Here is a 14,929-nt window from a genome sequence, read left to right as displayed (position 1 = left end):
ATTTTCAGTTCCTTCCTGATGCCTGGTTATAGGCCCTAATATCGATCAAGTTGTTCTGAGCATAATCTCCCGCAAGCGATGCATTTGAGATCACCGCTATCTGCTTATCCACAAATGCTTTATCTTCTTCGGACACACTGTCAGGAATGTAAGCGCCACTCTCATCCTTTTGACGATACTCATTTAGCATTTGCTCCCTTAGACCTAGCATTTCAGGCGACCAACTCGATGAGTCTTCAGAGTTGAATACGCGCCCCGCCAAACCATCATTGAAAGCTTGAGCGAACACTTGACTTTGAATCGGGGTCAATCCCATTCTCTGCCCTTCGCTGTATGCTTCCTGTTTAAAATCATCGGCGTACTGTTCTAAGAACTCACCGTATCGATTGTTAACTGCCGCACCGAATGCCCCAGCCAACATGGCTTCAGACTTAGTGCCCCAGTTAACTTCGGAGGCATACTGCGAACTCGATCCACTGTATGCATCATTAAACGCCGTCAATGGGTTTTCCAAAGAGGTTCCGGCATCAACGGCGGCTTTTAAGCCATCCCAGGTTGATTTGCTTGCCACCGTTGCATTGTGCAGGAAACCTCGTGAGCCAGGATCTTCAAGCGCCTGTTCTTTGTAACTCTCATAATCTTCGCCAAAATGATTCAAGGTATGCAGTGCTGCATCAGTATGCTTGCCACTGAAATCACCAATAGCACTGGCGCTGTTGAAGAACATTTCAGCACCAGAGACTCCGCTATCATCAGCCATAATCCGAGATCGCCACTGAGAGCCAGCTTCACTGTTTAGTCCAGATTGATAGGTACTTGTGTCAGAAGCTACGGCTTGCTGGGCTTGTTGCTGATGCGCATTTAGCTGTCCATCTACACCAGACAGATTGGCTTGGTAAGCTGATTGAGCTGCGTTGAACTGTGTTTTAACTGTTGCTGCATCCTCGAAGCCGCCTACTACACCTGATTCAACTTGGCTTTGAATACCACCAAAAATAGGTGCAGTTGATGACAAGCCTTCATTAGAGCGTGGCTGAACTGATCGTAAATCGGCTCCAGTAGCCATGGCCATAACAGTCATTGCTGCTTGATAATCATTGTCCCGTTCAGCGGGCGTTGAGGAGTTGCTATAGGTTAAAGACTCCATAGCTGCGGCCACATAGGCCTGATTATCATCAGGTAGCAAGCGCTGATACATTGGAAGGTTTTCACGTAAACGGTTACCTGCTTCAACATGCTGGTTCATATAGCGACCTAAATAATCCATGACTTCAGGATTCTCCGCCGCTAATCGGGTTAACGTCGCACCATCCGTATTCCTTTGTCCTGATAGACTGTAGCTGGCCTGATCAAGCTCACTAAAGCGATTTGATGCTGTGACAACGTCTTGTGCTGAACTCTGAAGTGACTGATAGTCTTGGTTAGACAATGACATCTCAACGCCAGAACGTCTTGAATCTGAAAGGTCCTTAACCATCGCATCGCGATACTCAGCACGTCGTGAATCACTCGAAGCCAAGCTTTGCATCTCTCCTGTGAGCGTATTTGCGGTCGTAGATCGAGAACTGCCTTCTGACGACTCAACTTGGCCACTAAAGTTACCACCTAAATCCAGCCCTGCTCGTACCCTTTTTAGTTTTGGTACACGAGATGAGTCTGGCTTATCGACTCCTGGCAAGTTGCCCTGTGGAGAATCATTGCCGCCCGTACCAAGAAGCCTTCCAAGAAAACCCTTATCAGCAACTTCTTTCTCACCGGGATTAGTAATAGTACCATCGCCACCGACCCTTAGGCCTCCCGATAACACGCCTGATACCAAGCCACGTACAGCGTCTTTTTTATCGTCTCCGAAACCATACCGTGTTTGAAGGTCATCAGTAACCTGATTAACAACGGCGCTAGATGCGGAATTAGAAGAGCCGACCTGACGTCCAACTGAAGACAGGTTGTCGTAACTTAGCTTTTCACCAAAAGTTCGACTCATGGTATTCCCAACCTGACGACTAAAGGCTTGGGTTGCCTGAGTCATGGATTCTTTTGCAGAGCCGACCATTGAACCCACTGCGTTTCCGACTGAGAAACTGCTTAGTAGGTTTGACGCGCCGGTCATAGCAGAACCAGTGAGGGCTGAATTTTGGAACATTGACTGTGATTGCATTACCGGGGCATTTTTCGCGACATCTGGACTTGCCATCTTTTCATCAATGGCATCACCGTTTTGAAGGCGTCCAGCCAAGTGGGTTGCAGTTATTGCTGAGCCATACACGAGCATGAGCGAAATTGCCGGTACACTCGACGCCAACATGCCACCAGTAGCTATCCAGGTTTGCAGCACTGAATCCATCTGCATCATCCCGGCAAAAGATGGCACTTCTGTACCTGCAAAAGCATCAAGAGCCGACATTTTCCCTGCAACGGTTAAATGAATATACAGGTTAATGATGGCCATGACAGGCATCCAAAGTTGAATCCAAAGGAGGATTAACAAGTACTTCCCGGCCATTCGCATCCCGATTTGACCAAGGGCTATCACAAAGGCCATTAAAGGAGTTATCGCGTATGTGAAACCTTCAAAAAAAGTCATCATCGGACGAACGATACTTTGGAATAGGGTCTGCTCCGCTGCCCATTGGGTATTGCGTTGCTCAATCGCCTGATTAACCATAACGGCTGCGGTGAAAGCTTGATCATCCATATACTTGCCCGTCACGCTTTGCTCATAAATAGGTAAAAGCACCGACGCGGTCATGTACTCTTGGGTGTTAACCGAGGCCAAACCAAGGTTATTCAGTGCATTTCGGATCACGTCATCAGTGTCCGTTGCTGACGAAGTCCCCAATGAGGCTGACAGAACCTGTTTAAGCCTTGGAATGAAGGTTGATTCTGTCATGAGTTTCAGTTGGCTATAGGCATCGGTGCAGTCCAGATCGCTACTGCTACCACTGAGCATGATTCGAGTGCCATAAATGCGCGAATCAAACCTAATCGCAGTCATCGGGTTAGGATCACTCAGCACCTGATCGAGGTTCTTTTGGCCAATGTCGATGCCAATCAAAGTGCACTCTTTAATGTAGTTAAACCACGATTGCTCGATATCCGAGCCGCCGACACGATTTGCATCACCCAACCCAGAGCGATCCATCACCTGTTTTCTCACTTTAATCAGTGACTGTAAACTGGATGCAAAGCCATATTCCGTCATGGCGGGAGTTGAGAACGCCGTTTCAAACAATCGCGTGATTTGAAAGCCCACAGTGGAAATTGTACTGCCTGCGGCAGCAACACCGATGGGCACATTATCAACCACTCGAACTTGCCCCGTGTACGCATCCTCAATGCTCACTCGGGTACTGGGTCCAAACATGGTTGCAAAGACTAGCCATGAGACTAAAACGTGCTGAAAGTTAACCCCACGACCACCTTGCATTAAGGCCTGAACAGAGACCATCAATACCCCAATGAGCAAGCCAATGCGAACCATTGAAGTAAAGTCGCCTGTACCAGTGATCATCGCGACAGCGTTCAAGACCTGCTCTAAAAATGCCGAATCCCCGATGGAATAGATCTCCCACATTATCTATTCCCCCAGCGCCGTAGATTTAACGGTGTAATAACGCTGTTTGCGAATGGTCTGAATCACCTGATTAAAATGCGCCAGTAATTCTTGCTCTGAGCCGTATCTTCGCTGCAACGCGGCGTACTCCTCATTGATTTGGCGACGTGCACGTTCAAGGTCTTCCGTTAATAACTTCGCATAGGCATGATCTTCCACACCAGAGGTGCTTCTGGCAGCATTGAGCATGTCTTCAACCAATGCTCGGGCCATCTCAACAGCAATAAATGGCGCAGCTCTTGAAGCAAACGACCTAGCAGCCCCTTCATTTAATGCAGAAAGTGTTCGAATCATGCCGCCAATGCTTGCAGGAGCAGAGGTCATAAAAGCCTTTTCGGTGGTGCTAGCAGCCCCTGTATTTCGAGCAAACTTAAAAATAATGCCGTTACTAGAACCTGTACCAAGAAGTAAATTTTCGACCTGAGTTGATAACCCGGTTAGGGTCACGTTAGTGATTGTCGGATTTAGACAGCCGTCTTGTGTCACTGTGTCACATCGGTACATAGCGACATTACCGCCATGAATTAGATGCTCAATAGTCACTTTATTGCCATTCAGTTTGGTCAGTTTTGGGGCTTTACCTTGACCATCAGCCGCATTCGCTAAATCACCAACGATGATCGAGCCCGTCACCGACATAACCGCTTCAAGAAAACGGTCATCCCCCGATGCAAACCAGCTTGATGCTGAGTGACGTTTCAGTGCTCGCCAAACCAAGTTGCCTTTAATCGTTTTGTTCACATCAGATGTTGCGACACTTGAAGCGTTCTCATAAGGGTTCTTACCGTTGGACTCACTCCAACTGGTAAAAATGTCTCCAGCCCCTTTAAGTGAGCTCAACATGCTGGCTTCTGTTTGCCCCTTCTTCCCAAAGGCGGCCAGAGTATCGTTCACGACTCCCTGAGCCATTTGACAGGAATTGCCAAAATACTCGTTCAACTGCTGGATTTTCTTTTGCAGTGTCTCCATGTGCTGGGAACATTTCTCACACATAGCACTTAACGCCAATTGGAATGCATACCCCTTGGCGTTTGCTGCTACAGAGCGAAGTAATTGAACAAACTGATCCGCGTTAACAAATGACAAACTTCCCGCGAACATATCAATGCCGCCACAACCTGCTTGGAATGACGGAGGCACCATAGAGACGAGGTTCTCGTTCATGATTCTGTTACGGACAACAACACTTCCGCCAGATATAACACCACGTCGTTGACTTTCAAATACACCAGGCGCAGTGGCATTGGTCATTGAACCAAACAACTGGTTCATCTCCTGTTGCAAACTTGCTTGGCTCATAGACGAAAAACCAATTGCACAGGCGATTAGCGATACTTGGAATACTTTTTTCATCGTTCTAACTCTCCTTGTGCACGCAGATAGCGAACAAGGAACTCAGGGTCCTGTAATATTTTCTCGTTAAGCTCTTGAGCTGACATCGCGAGAGATACACCGGGTTGAACAGGTCTGGTGGCATAGTAAGTTTGATCGTCAATCCAACCTGCTTGATGGGCTGCGAGAATGATTCGATTATTGAGTTCATCAAGACTCATTGCACCTTGGCCAATCGGAGTAATTACGTTAGGCGGATCAACTAAAAACACAGCTGGGACAGTCGTAACGGACAAGGATTTAGCTTGTCCTGAATCGACTCTGTAATTAGGAAATTCTCCACCAGGTAAAGGCAAGCCATCGACAGCAATAGCAAACACCTCGAAACCGTAGTTCAAAGCCATTGATTCGATGATAGGTGCTTGAGCGTGGCAATAAGGGCAATCCGAACGATAGAAGAAGAACAAGCCTGCTCGCTTTGCTACTTGACCTAAAGCTACATCACGTTGAGCGCCAGCTTCTCGGTCCATCCGATTGGCAGCATAGGTCGCCAAGGGTCTGCGACTGATTTCATCCAAAACTGGATCGCCCATGACCACCTGCTGACTAACATCAGCAAACTGTGACCCCTTATCCATCATGACGCGCTGAAGGTAAAGATAGGCTCTGACGTTCTCAGTGGTCGGCTCATCAATTGCCTTGTCCATGAACGACTGCATGTGCTCACGAAACCATGCAGCACTGAAGGGCTTTAGCTCGTCCTGACTGGGCTTAACGGAACCAAATTCCTGCTTTATAAGCTCTTCAGCCTCCGCTGGTTCAGGAATGACCTGATACCAAAACCAGCCTTCCTGACCACGCTGATAGAATGGCCCATCACTAGCATGGGCGGGCAAGATGAATAGAAAGAAAATAATGATTGGGATGGTCACCCATAGGATGAACCAAGGTAACAAAGGCGTTCTCATTGTCAGCTCCAGAAATTTCACAGAGCTAACATGCTAAAGATCCCCGTTAGAGCGAATGGCCAGATAGATGAAGAGATAATGAGTGTTTCTGACTAGCAGTTATGACTAGTAATAACTGCTAACGTTATTGAGTCAAATATATGGTTTTCTGGGTTGCGAACCCAAATATTGCAACCACCTTCTTTGGTATATGTTTTACATTAGTAATGTCACACCAGATAAAACTATCAAACGTGGGTGTTCTCTTAACGTTGATAGGCCTATGTAGTTCATTACAAAAGAATTATGAAGATGTTGATGTTAAAGCCGTGCAGCAAGCTCTGTTGAAACAACATCGTCATACCGACCTGATCATCCTAAAACTAAACTCCGTCTTTGCTTTTAGCTAAATCATTTTCCAAAGACGCAACTAGTTCAATAGCAAGTAACATAGATGAATAAACCATGTGAAGGTTCATTTTTTCGCCTTCTTGATGTTGCCCAAAGTCACCAAATGGATACAGAGCGTTAATTGCAACATAAGTTGATTGGGAAACAACTTTTGCAAGAGGATTTGAGCATTCTGGTGTCGTAAGAACTTTTAACAAAAAAAGTCGTTTACCACCTTGCGGGAAACTGGTTTTAAAATCTTGCAGTCGTTCGCTTTCTCTATGATATCTCCATATATCGAAGTGTCCATCTGGAACTGTTTTTCCTCCAAACTCGGCATTCCAGATAATATCAAAACATTTATTGATAAGTCCCCTCATACCTTCCAAACATATACTAGGGTGATTCGGTAAATGTTCTAAGTTTGTTTGTAAATACCTCATCAAGTCAGTGTCTATGTTGGGTATATGTGCGAGTCTCTTAGATATGACATTATTAAAATTCTGAGCAAATACGTCTTCATTTTGGAAAAGCCTGTCTATCGCGCCTTTTTCATTCGCTAAGCCACCTAGAAAAATCTGTAACAAACGACTCGGTTTAGTTAATTTATTGCCACTAACTCTTGCAAACCCTTTTTCCTCAATACTAATTTTATCGGTTTGACTAACTCCATGAATCTCTGACCCTTCGACTAATAACCTAATAGTATCTTGTGTGGCTGGCAAGCAATCGTGCCAAAGGTCATCTATAAAATTTTGATTTGATTCAAATGAACATGACACTGCTTCTTGTACTAATGCGTTAGTAATATTATTTCCATCATGTCCATATAATAGGTAATTCAATACTTCTAGCAATACTACTGGAGTTCCATTTGTTGCGTTATACAATTCAGTTAACGCCCCCTTCTCAAACCCAACCTGACAGTAATTGGTTAATATGTCAGCAATCTCATTTTCATCAAAGCAATCTATACGTATTGGTGTCGATAAGAATATATTCCAAAAATCACTCGTTTGTGCATCAGGGTTTCGAATCAACTCCCTAAGAGACTTTCTGCTAGCCGTGATGAGTGTTAATGATTTATTCTGCGCTAACTCTCGTAATTGGTCCCATAAATTTCTTGTTAACTTGTCACTGGATAAAGCTTTGTCAAAACCATCAAAAATCACAAGAATTTTGGTTTCATCATTTAGTACTTCTAAGACTTCAGCTATATCTTGCTGAAAAGTGTCTTTCGATGATTTTAAATGTTCTGAATAATCAGGAAATTTATCCTTTATAGCTTCAGATAAATTGCTAGCAAACTGACTCAAAAACTCTGAATCGTTTTTCGGTGTACTATGACCAAGATCCCATAGGAGCACACACGAATACTCTGTACCGCCTTCTGATATAACGATTTCCTTTAATTTTTCCAATACCACTGTTTTACCTGAGTATCTAGGACCAACAACTTGAATGTGATCTGGCACAGGTTTAGTAATCGCTGTGAATATTTCATTAAGAATATTTGATCGCCCAATTAGCTTAGATTCATTACCAGTAATTGGAAATTTTCTATTTATCATTTGTAGTTCCCTCTTCATTAAGCGCTTTTTTTAATACTACTTCGCTATCTTGATGATAACTGATCCACTTAGCCATCAACGGCACTTCAATCGCGTAATAACCAGAGCCGTCTTCTCCAAAAAAATTAACTAGTTCTAATTCTCTTAAGTAAGCAATATCAGCTTCTAAATCATCGTCCTTAACATCGACACCATTTTGCACTAAATATTCTTGCAGCATTCCAAAAGTGCACAATGGTTTATTATCAAAATTGCTAGATAATATGCATAACAAAACTTGTCTTCTATAGCCCCCACTAGTAGGCCCAAGGCGTGCGTAATCCCATAAACTAGCAAAGTGTTCGTCAGCTACAATTAATTCACCTGCAATGTGATTTACATCATTAGTTTTGATTGAGTGCTCAGTATTCCTAACAGCATAATCAAAAATACGATTACATATTTTTTGAATAAGATAAGGTTGTCTCGTGGTTAAACTCAGAATCAACTCTATCGCTTCATCAGAGTATGCTATGTATTCTTTGACTGGCTCTATGACAACTTTTTCAGCGCTAGCCTGATCCAGAGAGCTTACCGTTAGGTTCGTACCTAGACCATATAATGCTGACCAATACTCTTCGCGCAGTCTCTTCAATCTTCGTGAACCTGTTAAAATAGCCGAAAACCTTGAGTAATTTTGAATTAGATACCGAATATTTTCAGGAAGTTGAGGAGAAGTAACGCCATTATCGATGCCTTCTTGAAGCTTATCGAACTCATCTAGCATTAAAACTATACCGAGTTGTTTCTCTTCTAACACAGATAGTAAAACTTCCAAATAATCCCTGAAATCAATAAATGGTGCATCATCACTTATACCAGTTTTACATGACCTTGCAATTCCAAGTGCTGGTTTTCCAGCTAATATTATTTTTCCATCAGGTAATGGAATATCAACGCCCGTTTTTGTAATAGCAGAAGCGATCGACCGTGCCATTTCACGAAAAACTTCTACAGTAGGAACACCGACTTTATCTGATGCACCTTCTGCTCCCTGTAGGCTTGAGTATACAACCAGCCAATTTGGTATAGTTTTAGTGCCCTCTAAATGTTTTAAAATTGACGTTTTACCAGCTCTACGGTTGCCCTCTAATAAAATAACGTTTCCGTTACTTTCAATTTGACGAACCACTTGCTGAATAAATGTCTCTCTACCGTAAAAGACCAGTGCGCCATTCTCAGGCTCAAGAGGGCTACCAGTTACATATGGGTTACTAGCAGTTTCAAAAGACTTAAATTCTTCACTAAGTTGCGTCAGTTTTATTGCAAGCTCAGAGCTTCCGCTCACTTGTTTACCTGCAAGGGTTTCAGCTCGCCAAATTACGGTAAAACTAGTCTTATCAGAATCTGTAGTCTTGCATGAGAGTGAAACTTCCATCGATGTGTTATCGGCCAAGTAATAATTAGCACTACCTCCAAAATTGGGCGATGTTTCTACCACTACGTTTTTCAAAGGAAGGTAGCCTTGGTTATTTAGTGAAATAGAAAACTCCACATCGGAATTCTTCTCTAGCTCCTTAACTGATGACGACACTACAATGCTGACATTAGCTAATACCATGTCGATGCATCTAACTATCCATCCTTGAATATAAGCAAAAACCCGGAGCAACCTATCCTCTATATTGTAATTTCCGGCGGTTACCTCACGTAGTTGAACTACTTGGTCACTTGCATCGCGAAATATATTTAATAAAACAGGACCCGGAGGGATTTTGTTAATGTCCTTAAGAACACGTAATATATTCAAGACACCTAAATACCAACTTTTTTGCTGTGAATTTAGTTCATCCACTACTCCGTCAATGTTCAACGCTTTTAAAGAGATCTCACTCAACAAGTTGGCAGACTTTTCAATACTTGTATCATTACCAACTATTTTCTTAACTACCTCCGTTTCCATAACATCAACTAGATGCTCCACAGCCTTTTCGTCAGACTGTTGACTGTTTTCTTTTAAAAACGCAATTACATCTGTTCCATGCTGTTCATACTGTGCTGCGGCTCGCTTCTGCATTTCTATTGACGGCAGCAAGATGGGTAACGTTTTTATTACGTCGGTATTTATGTGTTGCTGAATCGCACCTCTTTTTCTGCTATCTAGCCAATCCTGACAAAATGAAGTAGATAAATAATAAAGTAAGTATTCAGGTAAAATTTTTGCTGAGTTTATTCGTAAAATGTAAAAATTATTACCTGCAAAAGCTCCATCGCCATTATTATCAACTAGCGCAAGCTTTCCTATAGTGCCCGTTTTCGATATTAGAATATTACCTTTATTTAATCGGTTACCGGAGTAGGCGCGAGCTAAATCTTCCTGTAGCCAAGTAGTGAACTTCTGTATTTTAAAATTTTCAATATCTCGAATACGGATATAACCATATGGATTTTCTATATCAGTTTGTTCCGAGCTTCTAACTGACTTTCCTGCATTTATTTGTGCAACTTTAGATAAGTTTTCAACTTTAACTTCATCTCCCATCAATTTTCTAAAGTCGGTTAGCAAGAGAGTTAACGCATCATCTTCCTTACGAACAGGGTTTAAGTCCCAATCATTGGTTGCGATTTCTTCGACAGATACATCCCAAAAGGCGCGAGTTGAAGCCCCTGAACCCGGAGTTTCCTCTTTCACACCCGGAGGTAAAGGAATGGTTTCAGGCAAATCATCACAAAACAACCTTTCCAGTATTTTCTCTACCAAAATTTTAGGAAGAACCTGAGATGATTTATTACTATCGCGTTGAAAAAAAGAAGAAAGATCAGCGAATCTTACTTTTCGAATTCGCTTCTTACTTTTACTTAACAACAGTAAAGCTCCACGGATTCCTGAATCTTCAATTAATGTCTTTGGTGGTATTCTGATCACAGCTTCTATATAACCGTATTCAACCAAATATCGTCTTAACTCTATTTGCGATCTATTTTTACCGAAAAGTACCCCTTCAGGTACTACAATTATTGCTCTGCCACCCGGTTTTAAAGAAAATACAGCCTGCTGTATAAACATTCCAACAATATCATTGGTGATAACCGGGAACTGTTTTTCATAACATAAATGACGGTAATCTTCTCTTTTAATCCCCACAGGAGGCTGAGCCAAAACAACATCGTATTTAGGATAGAGATCTCGTCCAGAGAAATCATATAAACCACTTCTTTTACTTAAATGAAAGTTAAACGTACCAGATAAAAAGAATCGCACCATCGCAATGAGAATGGCGTCTTCTGACAAATCATATCCTGTAAAAGAAGTTTGTGACAAAAAGTCCGTGTCGGCGGCTTCAATTGCGTTATGAGCAGCTATTAGAAAATTACCCTCACCAGCGCAAGGATCTAAGATATTTTCTCCGCTTTTAGGGGCGGCAATAGCCACTATCAGTTGTGAAAGTAACTTACTCGACGAGAATTGTGTTGTTTGAGGAGTTCTAGTTTCCTGTAATAATATCTCAAACAATTGTGAAATATCTTTTCTACGGTCTAAACGAAGCTCTACCCATTGGTTAAACCAATAAAGGGCCTCCATGACGACTCTTTCGTTTTTGAACAATTGGTACTTTGACGAAAAATCGAGCTCACTTAACCCTTCAACTTTTACAGAGTTTATAAGTAAACTTAGGCTTTCACGAACATGTTGATAGACTTCATGGTAGCTGATGTTTAAAGAAAATAATGTGTTCAACCTATCGGCAAGCTTCAAACTTTCGCTTTCACCATTGTATTCAGCAAAACTACTCATCTCATCACGCAACCATCTTAAAAGAAATAGAAGCACTAATAAATTGCGTACATCTTCTCTACTAACACCAAAAGAATGAAGGCGTGCTAAGATTCTTTTAACTGAACTTATTATTTTTTTACTATCCAAAACTTATACTCTTTCTGTTTTCTATTCTAGAATCTTCATATTCAATACCAATTAATAAATGAGTCAAAAAAATTAATTCATTAAGTTAAAAATACCATTTATATTTTGCTAGCAACATCTAATCAATCGATGTAACTTCATTTACTTTCATAATCTTCAAAACTGACAATATTTTTTAGCACTGAGTCGCCATAATTACACTAACCACTCTGTAGCATTACTAAAATTTAGTCAACTAGATTGCCATACGTTTTAAAGAGAGTTCGGCGTCTAGCAAACTTTGGGACAGAAACGAGTTACGCTGAAGGCCAGCTTTTGGCACATAAGTAATATTCATAATGTGCGAATATTACATTAGCTCACTTTACTGCAAAAACCGTAACCAATGTCTTCATTGAGTCACCCGGAACCATAACAAAGTGCATTTTGCTACCAACATGTTGCCAGAACTCGGCCTCTTGAGCATATTTTTTTGCTTTTCGGATAGCGACGCTTTCTGGCAATTGGGCTTTAGTTAGCGCAGAACATAGCAGCTTTGAGCACAAAGCCTTCCAAGGATGCTTAGGTACGCCGTCTGAAAGCCGTTCCACGAATCTTTCAAGCGCGTGACGAGTCACCACGACAGGTCCAATATTTGGCACATTGATGACTTCATCGATGTCTCTCACTGAAACATTATCGACGCTGTATTCTTCGAAGGAATATGAGAGCCAATCTTCCCGTTTCTCTACCGATATCTGTGCTTCTTGGTAACGGGTGAGCAAGAACCTGGTCAGGCTGTAAAGTGAATGCTGAGTTGAGCGTTGTTTCTGTAACTTTTTGATAGCACCTTTACTGACCCGGATTTGAAGCCCATTACCGCTTCGGTTACTCCCCATCACCTCTTTCACTGACAGTAGGTGATGAATAGCATAAAGCTCAGCTGCAATTGGCTTTCGCTGCTCAGGAAACGTGTCGTATTGCTCACCTAAATCGACCTTTAGCTCACCACCTCTTCGAAGGCCGGTCTTCCAGTAAACAGTAAACTCACCATCAATCTGCTTTGTTAACAGGGTTAATACCATCATGTTTGTTTCTCCTATTGGTTATCTATTTTTCATTCTCCATGTTTTTTCAAATATGCAAGGCGCAAAAAAAGGGGCCGAAGCCCCTTGGATCACATATGAACTTTCGGAAAGCCCATGGCACCGTAAACATTCAGCACATCATTCCAATCCCAACTTTTCATGCCGAGTGACGTTGGTATCGGAGGGATCAGGACTTGTGTCAGAATGCCTTTTTGCCAGGCTTTTTTCTTGAGTTCATTCGCTGCATTCAGGCCGGTCTCAGAGAGATCGAGGTCTGCCCAGATGTACAGCATTTTCACATTACTTGGTGGTTCAAACCTAGCCAGTAGCGTTGCATTCACAACCGACCAACATGTTTGCCCCGTTGCACTGGTAACCGCTAAAGCTGTTTCGATGCCTTCAGAAACACCTAATACCTCTTCAGGTTCACCTATCGGAATGGCTCCACCTGTGATTGTTCGGTCACTTGGTATGGGCATCATCTTTTTAGGCTTTTCAACCGGTGCTTTGAATCCATCTTCACTTAGGTAGATCCGATGGAACGTGGCCGAACGCCCTTGCTGAGTAACGATTTTACCTAGCAGCGCTGGGTAGCTATCAATAAACAGGCCATCTTCATCATGGTAAGGCAAGTTTGGATGAAACCTCAGCACCGAATCCCATTCAGGACGGAGCCGGGTAACAATGCCACGACGATGCATGTAGTTCCAAACTGGTTGCGCACGAGTATCTGCAAGCGATAACGTTTCTCCCCAGGTTTGATTTAAGCGATGGATAATCGCTTTGTCCTCGTCCTGCTTTTTAGTCTTCCAGTCAACAGCGTTACTCGGTACTGCCCGAGTTGGTACTTGTCCGGGTTGAATACCTAGAACTTGGCCGATTGCTTCAATAGACTGAGCAAAGTTCCATCCATTAATCCAAGACAACAGTTCAAAGCCATCATGAAAGATACCGCAGGTATTACAAACGCCACCACCGGTATATTCAGCATCTTTGAACAGCCTAAAGCCATCACGACCGCCATGAACAGGGCAAGCCACATGACGGCCTTTTCGAGCAATAGCTGCATCAAGTTCTGGCACCAATGCCGCCAAGACTTGAAGCCATTGGCCATTGAGATATGGCCTTACTGTGTCAATTTGTAAAGGTAACGCCATATAACCTCCTTAAGTAAAATGCCGACTCCTACCACAGGAGGTAAAAGTCAGCTTAGGTCCTGCATTAGCCGTTCGGTTAATGCAGGAGCGTTAGTCAAGCCGGATACCATGTCGTCTTAATAGCCACATGATGGAATCACGAAGCACATCAGGATCGACAACCGCAGCCATTGCGCAAACACGAAAGCAAAATGGCGTTAATTCGTCATTTTGAATCCACGACAACACATCCTTTCGCAATCGAGTACTGACACGACCGTCCAGCAATACACGGATCGCATCCAAAATAATGCCTTCGCGTAACTGCCAGATTTCCGTGTCAGACCAAGTGACTGGGGCATCATCAAACTCAAATAGAAATTCGAGCTGTGATGACGTGTGTTGATAGGACTGCTTTTGTGATGAAGGAGAATGGGCAATGCGCCCATTCATCAAAGATAACCGCGTTCGGCAAGCGAAACGCAGCCCTCGGATGCGACTACGACATGGTCAAGCGTTCGAATATCAACAAGTGACAAGGCGTCACGGAGTCGATGAGTGATGCGTTTATCAGCTTCACTGGGGGCAGGATCACCCGATGGATGGTTATGAACCAGTATCACTGCTGCCGCATTAAGTTCTAGCGCTCGCTTTGTTACTTCCCTTGGATACACGCTCGCTGCATCTAAAGTGCCTTTGAACAGCTCTTCAAATCGAATAACGCGATGCTTTGTATCAAGAAACAGCACACCAAAGACTTCGTGCTCATACTCGTGCATCAGTGTTTGCAGGTATGAGAACGCCGACGATGGCTGTTCAATTTTTCGACCTTTACTCAATCGACCACGGGCAAGCTTGAGCGCCATATCTAAGATATCCGCTTCAGTCACTTGCTCAGGAACGATATAAGTACCGGCTTCTTCGCCAGCTAAGAACTTTTTGTTTTTCATAGGAGTCTCCAAAAAAAAG

At 43.0% G+C, this 14,929-nt stretch carries 9 protein-coding genes; all 9 read right to left on the bottom strand.

Annotated elements, in window-relative coordinates; all coding sequences use genetic code 11:
* Window positions 1-4: 4 nt before the first annotated feature.
* The gene (locus tag DFP81_RS03625; protein WP_115896404.1) at window positions 5-3,574 is read right to left on the bottom strand and encodes a conjugal transfer protein TraG N-terminal domain-containing protein; all 3,570 of its coding nucleotides are present in this window, start codon (window positions 3,572-3,574) and stop codon (window positions 5-7) included.
* A gap of 3 nt (window positions 3,575-3,577) precedes the next feature.
* The gene (locus tag DFP81_RS03620; RefSeq protein WP_115896403.1) at window positions 3,578-4,966 is read right to left on the bottom strand and encodes a conjugal transfer protein TraH; all 1,389 of its coding nucleotides are present in this window, start codon (window positions 4,964-4,966) and stop codon (window positions 3,578-3,580) included.
* The gene (locus tag DFP81_RS03615; RefSeq protein ID WP_115896402.1) at window positions 4,963-5,913 is read right to left on the bottom strand and encodes a thioredoxin family protein; all 951 of its coding nucleotides are present in this window, start codon (window positions 5,911-5,913) and stop codon (window positions 4,963-4,965) included. The genes DFP81_RS03620 and DFP81_RS03615 overlap by 4 nt, the downstream gene beginning before the upstream one ends.
* Window positions 5,914-6,275: 362 nt before the next feature.
* Window positions 6,276-7,853: a Cdc6/Cdc18 family protein gene (locus tag DFP81_RS03610; protein ID WP_115896679.1), complete on the bottom strand. Its 1,578-nt coding sequence runs from the start codon at window positions 7,851-7,853 to the stop codon at window positions 6,276-6,278.
* Window positions 7,843-11,757 (bottom strand): N-6 DNA methylase, encoded by a 3,915-nt coding sequence (locus DFP81_RS03605; RefSeq protein WP_115896401.1) that lies wholly within the window; start codon window positions 11,755-11,757, stop codon window positions 7,843-7,845. The genes DFP81_RS03610 and DFP81_RS03605 overlap by 11 nt, the downstream gene beginning before the upstream one ends.
* Before the next feature lie 359 nt (window positions 11,758-12,116).
* Window positions 12,117-12,824, bottom strand: a complete 708-nt coding sequence (locus DFP81_RS03600) for a hypothetical protein (RefSeq protein WP_115896400.1) — start codon at window positions 12,822-12,824, stop codon at window positions 12,117-12,119.
* An 89-nt stretch (window positions 12,825-12,913) separates the two neighbouring features.
* A complete protein-coding gene (locus DFP81_RS03595; RefSeq protein WP_115896399.1) occupies window positions 12,914-13,981 on the bottom strand; it encodes a DUF7146 domain-containing protein in 1,068 nt (355 codons plus the stop codon).
* A gap of 90 nt (window positions 13,982-14,071) precedes the next feature.
* Window positions 14,072-14,413 carry a plasmid-related protein gene (locus tag DFP81_RS03590; RefSeq protein ID WP_115896398.1) on the bottom strand — a complete coding sequence of 114 codons (342 nt, stop codon included), beginning with the start codon at window positions 14,411-14,413 and terminating at the stop codon, window positions 14,072-14,074.
* Window positions 14,413-14,910: a RadC family protein gene (gene radC / locus DFP81_RS03585; protein ID WP_115896397.1), complete on the bottom strand. Its 498-nt coding sequence runs from the start codon at window positions 14,908-14,910 to the stop codon at window positions 14,413-14,415. Before radC ends, DFP81_RS03590 begins: the two co-directional genes overlap by 1 nt.
* Between the last annotated feature and the right edge of the window lie 19 nt (window positions 14,911-14,929).

This window comes from Marinomonas pollencensis (genome assembly GCF_003387375.1).
GTDB classification, from domain to species: Bacteria; Pseudomonadota; Gammaproteobacteria; order Pseudomonadales; family Marinomonadaceae; genus Marinomonas; species Marinomonas pollencensis.
Note: the sequence above shows the minus strand (reverse complement) of the source record. Positions and strands in the feature narration are given on the sequence as shown.